At 57.9% G+C, this 11,832-nt stretch carries 13 protein-coding genes and 5 pseudogenes; 12 read left to right on the top strand and 6 right to left on the bottom strand.

Features of this window, described 5'->3' with window-relative positions:
- Positions 1 to 225, bottom strand: a pseudogene (locus ACXJKO_RS25650) (IS110 family transposase); the annotation flags it as partial.
- 330 nt (positions 226 to 555) lie between these two features.
- Between ACXJKO_RS25650 and ACXJKO_RS25655 the strand changes: the two are divergent.
- On the top strand, positions 556 to 810 hold the full coding sequence (locus ACXJKO_RS25655) for a methyltransferase (protein WP_457093892.1): 255 nt from the start codon (positions 556 to 558) through the stop codon (positions 808 to 810).
- Positions 811 to 869: 59 nt separating this feature from the next.
- Here the strand turns inward: ACXJKO_RS25655 and ACXJKO_RS25660 are convergent, their stop codons facing one another.
- Positions 870 to 1,142: a response regulator gene (locus ACXJKO_RS25660; RefSeq protein WP_457093893.1), complete on the bottom strand. Its 273-nt coding sequence runs from the start codon at positions 1,140 to 1,142 to the stop codon at positions 870 to 872.
- Positions 1,143 to 1,618: 476 nt separating this feature from the next.
- On the opposite strand from ACXJKO_RS25660, the gene ACXJKO_RS25665 reads away from it, so the two are divergent.
- From ACXJKO_RS25665 to ACXJKO_RS25675, 3 genes and pseudogenes are all read left to right on the top strand, one after another.
- On the top strand, positions 1,619 to 1,897 hold the full coding sequence (locus ACXJKO_RS25665; RefSeq protein WP_457093894.1) for a hypothetical protein: 279 nt from the start codon (positions 1,619 to 1,621) through the stop codon (positions 1,895 to 1,897).
- Positions 1,898 to 2,112: 215 nt separating this feature from the next.
- A pseudogene (locus tag ACXJKO_RS25670) lies at positions 2,113 to 2,211 on the top strand (RNA polymerase subunit sigma); the annotation flags it as partial.
- Between the two features lie 364 nt (positions 2,212 to 2,575).
- Positions 2,576 to 2,695 (top strand): annotated as a pseudogene (locus tag ACXJKO_RS25675) (IS6 family transposase); the annotation flags it as partial.
- On the opposite strand, the gene ACXJKO_RS25680 reads toward ACXJKO_RS25675, so the two are convergent.
- On the bottom strand, positions 2,657 to 3,595 hold the full coding sequence (locus ACXJKO_RS25680; protein ID WP_457093895.1) for a LysR family transcriptional regulator: 939 nt from the start codon (positions 3,593 to 3,595) through the stop codon (positions 2,657 to 2,659). The pseudogene ACXJKO_RS25675 and the gene ACXJKO_RS25680 overlap by 39 nt on opposite strands.
- Before the next feature lie 151 nt (positions 3,596 to 3,746).
- Between ACXJKO_RS25680 and ACXJKO_RS25685 the strand changes: the two genes are divergently transcribed.
- The 7 genes from ACXJKO_RS25685 (at position 3,747) to ACXJKO_RS25715 (ending at position 10,071) form a co-directional block, all read left to right on the top strand.
- Complete coding sequence (locus tag ACXJKO_RS25685) at positions 3,747 to 4,508, top strand: ABC transporter ATP-binding protein (RefSeq protein ID WP_457093896.1); 762 nt, start codon at positions 3,747 to 3,749, stop codon at positions 4,506 to 4,508.
- Positions 4,505 to 5,206: an ABC transporter ATP-binding protein gene (locus ACXJKO_RS25690; protein WP_457093897.1), complete on the top strand. Its 702-nt coding sequence runs from the start codon at positions 4,505 to 4,507 to the stop codon at positions 5,204 to 5,206. The genes ACXJKO_RS25685 and ACXJKO_RS25690 overlap by 4 nt, the downstream gene beginning before the upstream one ends.
- A gap of 52 nt (positions 5,207 to 5,258) precedes the next feature.
- Positions 5,259 to 6,473, top strand: coding sequence for an ABC transporter substrate-binding protein (locus tag ACXJKO_RS25695; protein WP_457093898.1), 1,215 nt, complete (start codon positions 5,259 to 5,261; stop codon positions 6,471 to 6,473).
- 62 nt (positions 6,474 to 6,535) lie between these two features.
- Positions 6,536 to 7,402: a branched-chain amino acid ABC transporter permease gene (locus ACXJKO_RS25700; protein ID WP_457093899.1), complete on the top strand. Its 867-nt coding sequence runs from the start codon at positions 6,536 to 6,538 to the stop codon at positions 7,400 to 7,402.
- Positions 7,403 to 7,519: 117 nt separating this feature from the next.
- The gene (locus tag ACXJKO_RS25705) at positions 7,520 to 8,401 is read left to right on the top strand and encodes a branched-chain amino acid ABC transporter permease (RefSeq protein WP_457093900.1); all 882 of its coding nucleotides are present in this window, start codon (positions 7,520 to 7,522) and stop codon (positions 8,399 to 8,401) included.
- Positions 8,402 to 8,516: 115 nt separating this feature from the next.
- Positions 8,517 to 8,717: a hypothetical protein gene (locus ACXJKO_RS25710; protein WP_457093901.1), complete on the top strand. Its 201-nt coding sequence runs from the start codon at positions 8,517 to 8,519 to the stop codon at positions 8,715 to 8,717.
- Entirely contained in the window at positions 8,707 to 10,071 is a 1,365-nt protein-coding gene (locus ACXJKO_RS25715; RefSeq protein WP_457093902.1) for an amidase, read from the top strand. Before ACXJKO_RS25710 ends, ACXJKO_RS25715 begins: the two co-directional genes overlap by 11 nt.
- 554 nt (positions 10,072 to 10,625) lie before the next feature.
- Here the strand turns inward: ACXJKO_RS25715 and ACXJKO_RS25720 are convergent.
- Positions 10,626 to 10,814: pseudogene (locus tag ACXJKO_RS25720) on the bottom strand (integrase core domain-containing protein); the annotation flags it as partial.
- Between the two features lie 5 nt (positions 10,815 to 10,819).
- Positions 10,820 to 10,927 (bottom strand): annotated as a pseudogene (locus tag ACXJKO_RS25725) (transposase); the annotation flags it as partial.
- Positions 10,928 to 11,007: 80 nt separating this feature from the next.
- Between ACXJKO_RS25725 and ACXJKO_RS25730 the strand changes: the two are divergent.
- Positions 11,008 to 11,565 (top strand): recombinase family protein, encoded by a 558-nt coding sequence (locus tag ACXJKO_RS25730; RefSeq protein ID WP_457093903.1) that lies wholly within the window; start codon positions 11,008 to 11,010, stop codon positions 11,563 to 11,565.
- Between the two features lie 37 nt (positions 11,566 to 11,602).
- On the opposite strand, the gene ACXJKO_RS25735 is transcribed toward ACXJKO_RS25730, so the two are convergent.
- The coding region (locus ACXJKO_RS25735) for a transposase (RefSeq protein ID WP_457091433.1) at positions 11,603 to 11,832 on the bottom strand (230 nt) is incomplete at its 5' end.

Raw genomic sequence — 11,832 nt, forward strand, 5'->3', positions numbered from 1 at the left:
GCCGAGCGTCCGGAGTTGCCGACCGATGGGGTGGGCGCCAGCACAGGCCTCCATGCCAATCAGGCAGGGTGGGATGTTCGCCAGGCGCTGGGTGAGCTGCGTGCGGGAGAGCTTGATCCGCAGCACGATGGCGCCGCGCTCATCCTGGCCGACGAGATGGAAGCTGTTCTTGCCCAGATCGATGCCCAGCGTGGCAATGGCGGCAGAGGAAGAAGACCGTGACATGAGACGTGCTCCTTGCGTGGCTCGGATCCCCACACTGTACGAGCAAGCGGGGCAGAAGCACGGCCGGACCATCCCATTACCAGACGTTCCCTGGTTCAAGGAAATGTGTCAGCCAATCGAGCCTTGAGGCTTCGTTTACCTTCATGGCCAGTTATCCGCCCCTGCGGCAGATCGCTTCCGCCAAGGGGGTTGAGTTCCGCCACTTGCCATAGAAAGCTAAGGCTAGGGGCGCTGGAAGAGGATCGGCCAATGCGGGTGGTTGCCTTTGTCGCTTACCTTGCAATCTTGAGCGCTGCCTTGCACCCCGAGACCCCCTAAGATCGTGAGATCTTGCGCAAGTGCCATGCGGCGCTGCCAAGCGGTGGCGTGGTGATCATCAGTGAGCTGCTCGCCGATGACGATAAGACAGGCCCTGTCCCGGCAGCGCTGATGAGCCTGAACATGCTGATCGAGACCGAGGGCGGCCGCAACTACACGGCGGGGGAATACAGCACCTGGCTTGACGAGACCGGGTTCTGCGACATTCAAACGGTCAGGTTTGAAGCGGCTGGGGCAAACGGCGTTGTGCTCGCCCGCAAGCCTTAGTCAACCAGATCCATCACATCGAACGGACGACCTCTCAGCCGTTTAGGCTGGCAGCTCAGTCATGGCGGCGCGCAGGCGCTTGTCATAGGCAGACCACGGTCGGGATGCCCCGCGCTCAGGGCCTCCAGCACAGGCGTCACCGGGCCATCGCCGAGGTTCATATCGAGCAGGGCCGCATCGATGGCCGAACGGTCCTTGATTAGGTGCCGCGCCTCACGGACCGATGACGCTCGGCCAACCGGCCCCCTCTCCGCCTCGGCGAGAAGATCGCTAAGGCCTTCCGCCACGAGCGGCTCATCCTCGACCACGAGCACCCGATATCCTGCCAGCATGGACCGCTCGTTCTTCTGCGGTGCCAACAAACGAGCACGCCTCGTCCGATATTCCTAGGAAATTGGAACTCCGGTTCTTCCCGTTGGGCTTCAGCGTCTCGGAGTGGGCAGGCGATCAAGATGAATTGGGATTGTGATTTCCCGGATGTCGGGCTGGACCAGGGTCGCTAGCGCAACCATGGTGGCAAAGCCAAGCCCGGCAAGAATGGCAAGAACGACAAGAAACCGGACCAACGTGGGCACGGGCGCCTCTACAAGCTCTCAAACTCTGCCTACACAATGGTCAACTCACCGGGACGAAGATTGACTGAGAGCCGGCGCCATTAGGGCCTTGTCTTCCCACACACCACGCCTGTGCTGAGCCGGCAACGCCGTCAGGCGAACGAATTCCCTGGGGTCCCGATCCGCCGACGCCTCTGCGTCGTTGTCCTGTTGGCCTGCCTGGAGTTGTGAGGATCGTTCACGGGAGGGAGCCGATGCCTGTCTTCAAGCGTGAGTTGGCCTTTGCCGCGGATCGCCCGACCGAGAACGCGTGCGACTGGTGGCACCTGGTCCTCGATACCGACGCGCTGGGCCTTTATGTGGAACATACCTGGATCCATGTGAGCCCCCACGAGGACGGCCAGACTGCACGTGGTGCACAGCGCTTCGGGATCAACGACTTTCTCATGCTGGCCGAGGGTCGGCCGGCGCACCCGATGCTGATGAGCGCTCTCAGGGAGATGTTCCACGACGCCGCACCTGCCTCCGAGTAGCGTGGTCATCCGCCTGTCTTCTCCGGGCCCGGGCCCAACAGGAGTTCTTCGTATCATAGGTTAGTGGCAGGGCTCTTTCGGTGCCTTAGAGGCACACGGACCTCCGCGCGGACCAGCCGGAGGCTGCCTTTTGTGCGTGGAGGAGAAAACATGGTCGCCAACAGTCTCAAAGCCGAGACACGCACGGACGAACCTGATGGCCTGGAGGATCCGCCATACTGGCCGCCATTCCGCATCTGCGCGCCTTTGCCATCTCTCTGATTGGCAACATTGAGCGTGCGGACGATCTGGTGCAAGCGGCACGATCAAAAGCCGCGTGAACCGCGCCCGCACCCGCTTGGCGGAACTCCTGGCATTTGATGCTGAGGAGGACCTTAGCCCTGATCGTCTGGTGAAAGCCGCACTGTTCCTGCACACGCCCTGAAAAGGGCGGTAATGCACCTCCTAGACAAGAGGCTCTGATCGGTTACTCGGGCATGCGCTCGTCAGGGATCTCGCCGATGGCGGCGGAGCTGGCTTCGGCGGAAGCCGCCGGCGGAGCATTCTCCACCGTTGCGTCGGAGCGCTCCTGCCCTTGATCGGCAAGCTCCTGCTCTGCCCTGAACCGGTGATCCTCGGGACTTCCGGTGCGGCCTTCACTCTCCTAGATCTCGTAAGCCCGCTGCCGGATCCTAGGCGTCCGTTCGGGCGATCTTGAGCGGAATCGAGATTGTTCACATGATGCGCAAGGGACAGGCGAAGTACGTCCGCAGTTTGCAGCTATCCCTCGCCGAGTGGTCCAGCATCCTGGCTGTGTGAGGCTTGCGGGTGGTAGGCCTCGACGGCTGACAATGCAGCCTCGCGCACCTGCTTCATGGTTGAGTGTTCCTGCATCGACCCGTAGCAAAGAGCAAATTCAAGATCCGATATCTGCACTTCCGACGTTGTTTTAAGAGGCCTCAAAAGCCCAGCCTTAACATCGTTCCCTGCCATTGGGACTGGTAGAAGACCTATCCCGAATCCATCCCGGACCAAGTGCAGGATTGTCGCGAGTGACGCGCAGCCATGGATGAGGGGAACAGGTAAGTCCGGATTTGCAAATAGACGCTTTACCTCTCTGAAGGGGACCGTGTCCTTGGGAAAGGTTATGATGGGAGATTGTGCCAGATCATTGAGAGCCAGTGGCCGCGCAAGGACAGGGCACCCAGCCGCCGCAAACCAGTCAAGTTTACAGGTATAGATTGGGATGACCACCATGCCAGTGGGCAGCGACTGGCGCATCAGAATTGCTATATCGATATGGTCGTCGAGAAGTTGCTGAGCCAATACAGGTGACGTGTCGACAGAGAGTTCCAGCTGAGCATTCGGAAGTGCGATCCGAATTTTTTTCAGCATTATGGGGAGCCATGTGTGCACGATGGTTTCCGAAACACCGATCCGAAGTGTGCCTGCAAATCCCTGAACAGAGTAAAGATTTGCAGCAATCTGATCACGCAATCCCTTGAGCCGGCTGGCTTGGTCGAGAAAGAGGCGCCCCTGAGGTGTAAGCCGTGCGCCTCGGCGTTCGCGAACGAAGATCGTAATTCCTAGCCGGCTTTCCACATCTGCAATCCGCGCTGACACCACGGATTGAGAGAGCCTCAGTTTGTGAGCAGCAGCTCGGAAGCCACGGCAGTTGAAGACCTCCTGAACGATCTCTGCATCCTGAATATCGAACACTGCTACCTCTGCGCCAGGGGGGCTAACCAAGTAGACACTCAACCCTAATTTGATCGGATTTTCAGATCAATTCGATTTTCATTTGATCGGTTGACGCTAACGACTTTTAGGAGTTTGATTTAGTAGTAGTGGGGAAGATCCGGCGGGTCCGATGGGTGCAGTTCTTCTACGAACCAACAACCTGTCTAAAAGTTTTGGCGGCGTCCACGCCGTTTCAGACATGACCTTTCAGGTTATTGAAGGCAGTTTGCATGCTGTGATTGGGCCGAATGGCGCTGGCAAGACAACTTTTTTCCATCTTCTAACCGGGGTCTACTTACCAACCCAAGGTCAGATCTTCTTCGAAGAGGAGGATGTGACCCGCCTAGGTCCAGCTGCACGGGTAAAGCTTGGAATCGCACGCTCCTATCAGCGTACAAATATTTTCCCGCGCCTGACTGTTCGGGAAAATCTGTTGTTGGCTGCCGAGCGGGCTCAAGGCGAGGGCTGGTCTCTGCTTCCCAGGACAGCAGGCGCGGCTGCCCGTGACTTAGCCGACAGTACTTTGGCCCTTTTGGACCTCGCTCAAGTCGCAGGAGTGGAGGCCCAACAACTACCGTATGGCGCCCAACGTCTCGTCGATATCGGAATTTCCCTTTGCTGTCGGCCGAAATTGCTTTTGCTGGATGAGCCGACGAGCGGGCTTTCGTCTGCAGAGTTGCGGGAGGCGGTAGATACCTTGAAGATGCTCCGAAAGAGCTACACCGTGGTTCTTATTGAACACAATATGGAGCTTGTCGTCGGCATGGCTGATCGCGTGAGCGTCCTTAATTTCGGCCAGCTACTTGCAGAGGGTACGGCCGACGAAGTGGGACGAAATCCTGCAGTCCAGACGGCATACTTCGGTTCGAGACGCTCGGCAGGCGCCCGATGAGCGGCTTGGTTGTCAGCAAGATCGCCTCGTCATATGGCCAGAGCCTTATCCTTCATGGCGTTTCGTTGCGCATTCCCTCCGGCGGCGTCGTTACACTACTCGGACGCAATGGCGCTGGGAAGACAACAACGATTCGGTCGATTTGCGGTCTCCTGACACCAACCTCAGGCCAAATCGAACTTGACGGTACAGATATCACCTCCTGGCGGGCCGACAAGATTGCGCGTCACGGCATTGCATGCGTGACTGAAGATCGGGGTGTGTTCACGCACCTGTCCGTCCGAGAAAACTTGGCGCTCGTGAAGCGTCGGAAAAGCGCATGGTCCCTCCAACGCATCCTCGACGACTTCCCTCTTATTCAGCCCCTTCTCGAACGTCCAGGCGGCGCTCTATCCGGTGGTGAGCAGCAAATCGTTGCGATTGCTCGCGCGCTCATGCTGGATCCAAAAGTCCTTTTACTTGACGAGCCATCCCAGGGCCTCGCGCCTGTGATGGTCGATCGCGTGCTGAAAGTCCTCTCAGGTCTCAAGGCAACTGGCCTTTCAATGCTGATTGTCGAGCAGAAGCTCGATGTCGCGCTAGAGTTGGCCGAGCATGCCTATGTCCTAGAACATGGTCGACTGGTCCACGAGGCTCCAGCTCATGAACTCGCGTCTGACACCGAGGCCATTCACAAGTATTTGGGGATCAGCGCGTGATGCCGCGGAGAGTTGAGCCGTGAGTGGCTCAACCTAACAAGAGGGAACAGACATGACATCGGGTTTTTCCAGGAGACGCGTACTGCAGGGAGCCGGCGCACTTGCAGGTCTAGGTTCCATTCCATTGATCGGGCGATCCGCTTTTGCCGCACAAGGCAAAGCATCGGTTTTGGGCATTGTGCCCTTGACCGGGCCTTATGCTGCCGATGGCGAGCGGATACAGCGTGGCCAGCAGTTGGCGGTCGAGGATTTTAAGGCCAGTGCAACGGGGCTGGACATCAATTACATATCCCGTGACAGCGCCGGCGACGCAGGAACCGCAACTCGGCGGGTTTCGGAAGCGATCGAGCGCGAAAACGTCGTTGCCATCGCTGGTCCTTGGGCAGATGATGTTGCGGCCGCCTTGACCGAGATCGCCAAGCGCCAGAAGCGTGTCCATTTCTGGAGTGGTGGCCCCTTGCCGTGCCACCGCTATTATTTCAATTGGGCGCCCCCCTACTACACTGGCGTTGAGTCGACGATGAAGTATGTCGCTCAGAAGAATCCGAACGCCAAGCGCTGGTACATGCTGACGTCGGACTACTCGTTCGGATGGACGCTTGAGGAGCTCGAGAAGCGCTTCGCAGGGCCAATGGGTATCGAGTTTGTCGGCTCGAAGCGCCATGTGCTCGGCGAGCGCGAGTTCAGTCCCTACATGGCTGAAATTGCGGCTGCCCGCCCGGACGTTCTCGTGCTGAACAACTTCGGGCTGGATACCGCTCAGGCACTGCGCGCCGCCCATTCCTTTGGTCTTACGCAGCAGGCGAAAATCCTGGTGCCTTGGGGCAGCGGCATCGAGGATTACCTCCGCCTTGATCCGTCGATCACGCAAGGTGTCGTTATCGGCTCTGCCTACTACTATACTATCGACAACCCAATGGCTCAGAACTTCGCAAAGCGTTATATAGAGCGCTACCAGGAACCGCCGGGATATCCTGCCGGTAGCGGTTATGCGGTCATGCAGCTTATTCTGCAGGGGTTGGCGAAAGCACAAGGCACCCAATCGGCTGATCTTGTAAAAGCTCTCGAAGGTCTGGAGCTCGACACAGTCGTGGGCCGTACGCGCATCGATGCGGACACTCATCAGGCTTTCCGTCCGTTCTTCGTCACCGAAGGGAAAACACCCGCCGAGGTCAAGGACAAGTTCGATGTGGCCCGGATCGTCAGCACACATGAACCCAATGTTCCCGCTGACGCCTTAGACTGCAAGAACATCGGCGAACTTTGAGAATCGTGACTGCCGTTCAGTCCGACTGAACGGCAGCTTTCCCTTCAGGCGGGGTGTCCACTGTGGAACTGCTTCTGTTTAAGCTCCTGAATGGCATAACGACCGGCGCCTTGTACGCGGTCACGGCGTTCGGCCTGACATTCATTCTTGGCATGCTGAACATTCCCAATTTCGCCCATGGTGCCCTTTTCGCACTGGGGGGATATCTCGCCTATAGCATTGCGCAGGCAACCGGCTCCTATTGGATAGCACTTGTCGTTGCTCCGTTACTCCTTGCGGTCTTCGGTGGCGTCCTCGAACGAGTCATGCTGCGACCGCTCTATGGGTCTGATCCAGAGAGTGACAACTTTCTTCTGCTTGCTCTCTTTGCCCTCGCAATTATCCTGCAAGAGGTGATCATCATGATCTGGGGAGCGGCGGGAGCAAGTAGCCTTCCTCCCAGCGCTCTCGCCGGCGCCCTTAAGCTCGGCCCTATATATTACCCGAAATTCCGCTTGTTCGTGCTTGCGGCTGCCGGAGCCATCGTACTCCTTTCATGGTTCTTCATCGAGCGCACGCGTGCCGGATCACTGATCAAGGCAGCAATTGAGAACCGCGAGGCGGTCATGTTGCTTGGTGTCGACATCCGAATCCTGTTCGCAGCGAGCTTTGCGTTTGGTACGCTCCTAACGGCGTTGGCTGGCGTCCTTAGCCTTCCGATCCGAGGCCTCCACCCGCTCATCGGCATGGACATTTTGACCGTGTCGTTTGTCATCGTTGTCGTTGGAGGACTTGGCAATCTTTACGGAGCGATCTTTGCCGGTCTTTTGATCGGAGTTCTCCAAGAGCTTGCAACCTATATTGACCCCCTGGCCTCATGGCTGGCGGTCTACCTCGTCATGATGGTCGTGCTTCTCGTCCGTCCGATGGGCCTGTTCGGAAAGCGATGAGGTCGCAGAGAGTCCAAAATGTCGCGAAAGAGTCCCACCCCAACGAACCTGCTAACGCCCGTTACAAGCGGATCGTTGTTGGTTGCCCTTTTGGTTGTAATCCCATTGGTTCTGCCAATGGCTCTTGCCATTGACATCGTCATCTACTCCATTGCAGCTCTCGCGTTTAGCCTCATGCTCGGTCAGGCCGGTATGCTGTCCTTTGGTCAAGCAGCGTTCTTTGCACTTGGAGCCTATACGGCAGGCTACCTGCTGAAGCAGTACGGCGTCACGGCCATTCCAGCTCTCGTAGCGGCCGCCATTGTAGGAGGCGCGGGCGCAGCCCTCGTGGCGGTTCTGACAGCGCGGCTTCGCGACGTCTATTTTGTCCTTATGACGCTTGCGTTTGCGCAGTTGGTTTACTTCATAGCGATTACTTGGCGGACTGTGACAGGCGGGCCGTCCGGCTTAACCGGGATTTCACGCCCCATTCTGAACCTTGGTCTTACACAGATCGACCTTACCTCATCGACATCATTCTACGTCTTCGCATCGGTCGTCCTTCTCCTGGTTTTTGTCTGCTTCTATTCGATCATTCTATCACCTGTTGGCCTCATCCTGCGCGGTATCAAAGATAATGCCGATCGCTTAGAAGCCATCGGCTACTCAGTCTGGCAGTACCGTCTTTTTACCTTCACTGTCTCAGGGGCTCTCACGGGGTTGGCAGGAGCGCTCTATACTTTCCAATGGCAGCTTGTCCCCGCCAGCAAAGCCAGCATGAACGAGTCAGCCGCGATTGCGTTCATGTCTATTCTCGGTGGCGTAACCGCCCCTCTCGGACCAGTGGTCGGGGCCGCCATCTACATCTGGCTGAGCGACATCGTATCAACCTATTGGGCGCGTTGGCCGATCGCTTTTGGCGCCTTCATTATTTTCATCATCTTCTTTCTCCGCGGCGGCATCATGCAGGGTATCGAGATGGTCGCAAAAATGCTTACCGGGAAACGATCGAAAGTCTGAGATGTACCACGTCGCCTGTACGATGCAGGAATGCCGGTGACGGATTTGCTGAACAGATCAACTTCGGTACTCTAGAGCCCCCTGCATCGGTCATGGACCAGATTGAGAGCGCGCGATGTCTGACCAAGATCTGATCATCCAGCGTCTGAAGGACAAACTCGGCTACGTAGCGACAGAGGCTGAAGCGACTGAGGTCAACGACCTCCTGATAATTGTTGACGCTGCTCCGCGGCTCGGGACGGTTCTCGGACATGAGCCGGCGACCACATTCGTTCCTCTCGAGGCTAAAGCTACGGAGGGCGACTGTGGGGAATAAATCGAAAATGCGAGATCGTCATAGCAAGCTCGCGATTTCCGAGTTATCTCCGCGCATCCAGGCTCGTGAGATATCTCCGGTTGAACTTTTAAACCAGAGTCTGGCGCAGATAGCGCAGACCGATTCAGAACTCCGGAGCTTTATCACCGTCACCGAAGAGAGCGCGCGGGCAGAGGCGATAGCAGCAGAACAGCGCGCATACCGGGGCGAGCGCCTCGGCCCACTCGATGGGATCCCGATAGCCGTGAAGGATAATGTTGCATCCAAAGGAGTCCGGACGACAGCTGGAAGTCCGATCCTTGCACACTTCATCCCTGACCGGGATGCTCCCTCACTCGCAGCCTTGCGTTCAGCGGGGGCAGTGATCGTTGGAAAGACTAACATGCATGAGTTTGCCTATGGGGTGACAAGTGCCAATAGTCACTTTGGGTCCGTGATGAACCCGCTTGACCGCTCGCGGCTTCCTGGCGGCTCTAGTGGTGGCTCGGCGGCCGCTGTCGCTGCCGGAACCGTCGCCGCAGCCCTTGGCTCCGACACAGGAGGTTCAATTCGCATTCCCGCAGCTGCATGTGGGCTGGTAGGGCTCAAGCCGACCTATGGTGCAATTAGTTGCGAAGGGGCGATCCCCCAATCATGGTCTCTCGATCATCTAGGTCCAATAACCCGGTGCGTCGAAGATGCTCATTTGCTCCTCGAAACCCTTGCCAGGCGCGACTTCAGCATCCCAGAGCTGGATCAGCGAGATCTGCGAGTGGGAATTCCAAAGACGCTGGTTGCGGCAGCTAGTCTCGACGCGCAGGCCGCTTTTGAGGCGGTGGTTGACGACTTCGTGGGGCTCGGCGTTACGATTAGGTTTATCGATCTTCCCGAACTTGAGGCTGCACACCGGTCCTGGCTCACAATCCTGTTGGCAGAGTCGGCCGCTTATCATCGCTCCAATCTTCTGAACCGCGCGGAACAGATTGATCCTGGCGTACGTCCATTTCTGTTGGCCGGGACGCTGATCGAGGCCGGACAATACCTTGATGCCCAGCGCTTCCGCCGTCAGTGGTCAATGACTCTCCTGGAGGTTCTCGCGGACGTCGATGTTCTTCTGACCCCAACACTGCCAACGGCTGTGCCGCGGCGAGAGGACCTCTACGTCATCGCGGCAGAGAGCCGGATCAGCGTGCGAGATGCGATGGTCTTTTACCAGTGGCCGGCAAACTTGTTGGGCTGGCCTTCTATTTCAGTGCCAACCACGCAACGCATCGACGGTTTGCCGGCCAGTGTGATGCTTACCGGGAAACCTCACGCCGAAGCTCGCCTTCTTGCGATAGCTCGGGCATTTGACCACTTTCAGGAAACACGTTGATGAAAGTCGCTGGTGAACTGCCCGGTTCGTCAGCAGAGATATGAGGTAACGCGGGCGAAGTGCTCCAGCCTTTCCGTTAGTCTGGTCGGCAAACTTCCTTAGGGCTCAGGAGGCTTGTCATTAGGAAGAAGCGCTTCTCAGTTGTGCAGATCGTGGCCGTCCTGAAGCAGGCGGAACTGGGTCAGCCAGTGGCCGAACGGCGCCTTGGCGTAAAGGCGTTGGCCCTGCAGGCAGCGCGGGCACCACCTTGGTACCAAGGTCAGCCAACTCAGCCGCGAGTTGCGGCATGGTAAGGTTGTTCGTCGCCGCGACCCGCCGCAAAAGGAACGTGCTGTGTTGATCCAGTTTGGAGTAGCGTCAACCGCCCTCTGGCTTAGAGGCAAGGCTGCCAGTGGTCTGATAGGCTGTCATGAGCCGGACCACGAACGCCACGGACACCTCGAAATGCCAGGCGGCGGCGTGACGGGAATGACCTGCTTCCACAAACCGGACCACCCGTTTTGCGCAGATCGAGCGAGCCTGAAGCGCTTGGGGTTGGTAGTCCAGGCTCGGCGTTAGCTTTCGCCGGCTCCTGAGCCCTGCGCCAGCGGCGAAGGGCTTATCCGCAAAGCATATTCCTGCGGCGTTCTGTTTCCAAGCGCCATGTGAGGACGGCTCTCATTGTACTCCCTCCGCCAAGCTTCGATCAGCCGCTTGGCCTCCGCGATGGTCTCGAACCAGTGCAGGTTCAGGCACTCGTCCCGCAGGCCTGCTCCGAGATGCCGACCTGCCGGATCAGGTCGGCCACCGGCAATCCCAGTTCCGCCTGCTTCAGGACGGCCACGATCTGCTCGACCGAAAATCGCTTCTTGCGCATGACAAACCTCCTTCGTCCCAAAAAGGAAATCTGCCGAGAAAACTAACATAAGAGCTGGACCACTTCCCCCGTGTCACCTCATGCGCCTTTGCCGCTTACATCGGGCGACACTCATCATCGCAAAACTGGATCGTCTAAGCCGGAACGCCCACTTCTTGCTCGGATTACAGAAGGCCGGGGTAGAGTTCATTGCCGTAGACAATCCACACGCCAATCGTCTGACCATCCATATCCTTGCTGCTGTCGCTAAGGATGAAGCTAAGCGTATCTCAGACCGCACCAAAGCCGCCCTACAAGCTGCGAAAGCAAGAGGAGTGAAGCTGGGTGGGAATAGGGGCGTTGAGCTTACTGAAGAAGTTAGGAAGGCTGGCAGGTCGGCGCAAACCGCTAGAGCAAAAGCGCGAGCCACTGACTTAGCCCCAATGCTTATTGAGCTTGAGGCTGAGGGGATACGCTCCCTCGGTGCCATCGCTAAGGCTTTGAATGAGAAGGGAGTGCCCACAGCAAAGGGTGGCACTTGGTCAGCGGCCCAGGTGATGAGGGTCAAATCTGCTCTGCAAAGCTGCGATGGAGCTACGGCTATCGCCAAACCGATGGGCTGCTCAAGGGGTGCGGTCTACAAGGTGCTGAGCCAGTGAGAGAGCAGTCATCGGCGCTGGCTAGAGCATCGGATGTTTAATCGGACGCATATCCAGCAGCCTTGAGGTAGTTCCAACACTCGTGCGGCTCAAACAAATCGCAGATGTCGCCGAGGGCGCGCCAGAGCGCGTCGAACGTTCGCGCCTCGGCCTTGCGCAAGTGTGCCTTGATCTTGGCAAAGGCTTGCTCGATCGGGTTCAGATCGGGCGAATAAGCCGGCAGGAACAGGAACCAGGCTCCGCGTTGCTTCAGACACTGCGCAGCCT

The sequence above is a fragment of the Microvirga sp. P5_D2 genome, from assembly GCF_054049475.1.

Coding starts and splice junctions, on each gene's coding strand:
- ACXJKO_RS25660 (WP_457093893.1), bottom strand. CDS start 1,142: ATGCTGGCAGGATATCGGGTGCTCGTGGTCGAGGATGAGCCGCTCGTG.
- ACXJKO_RS25665 (WP_457093894.1), top strand. CDS start 1,619: ATGCCTGTCTTCAAGCGTGAGTTGGCCTTTGCCGCGGATCGCCCGACC.
- ACXJKO_RS25685 (WP_457093896.1), top strand. CDS start 3,747: ATGGGTGCAGTTCTTCTACGAACCAACAACCTGTCTAAAAGTTTTGGC.
- ACXJKO_RS25690 (WP_457093897.1), top strand. CDS start 4,505: ATGAGCGGCTTGGTTGTCAGCAAGATCGCCTCGTCATATGGCCAGAGC.
- ACXJKO_RS25695 (WP_457093898.1), top strand. CDS start 5,259: ATGACATCGGGTTTTTCCAGGAGACGCGTACTGCAGGGAGCCGGCGCA.
- ACXJKO_RS25705 (WP_457093900.1), top strand. CDS start 7,520: ATGGCTCTTGCCATTGACATCGTCATCTACTCCATTGCAGCTCTCGCG.
- ACXJKO_RS25710 (WP_457093901.1), top strand. CDS start 8,517: ATGTCTGACCAAGATCTGATCATCCAGCGTCTGAAGGACAAACTCGGC.
- ACXJKO_RS25730 (WP_457093903.1), top strand. CDS start 11,008: ATGCGCCTTTGCCGCTTACATCGGGCGACACTCATCATCGCAAAACTG.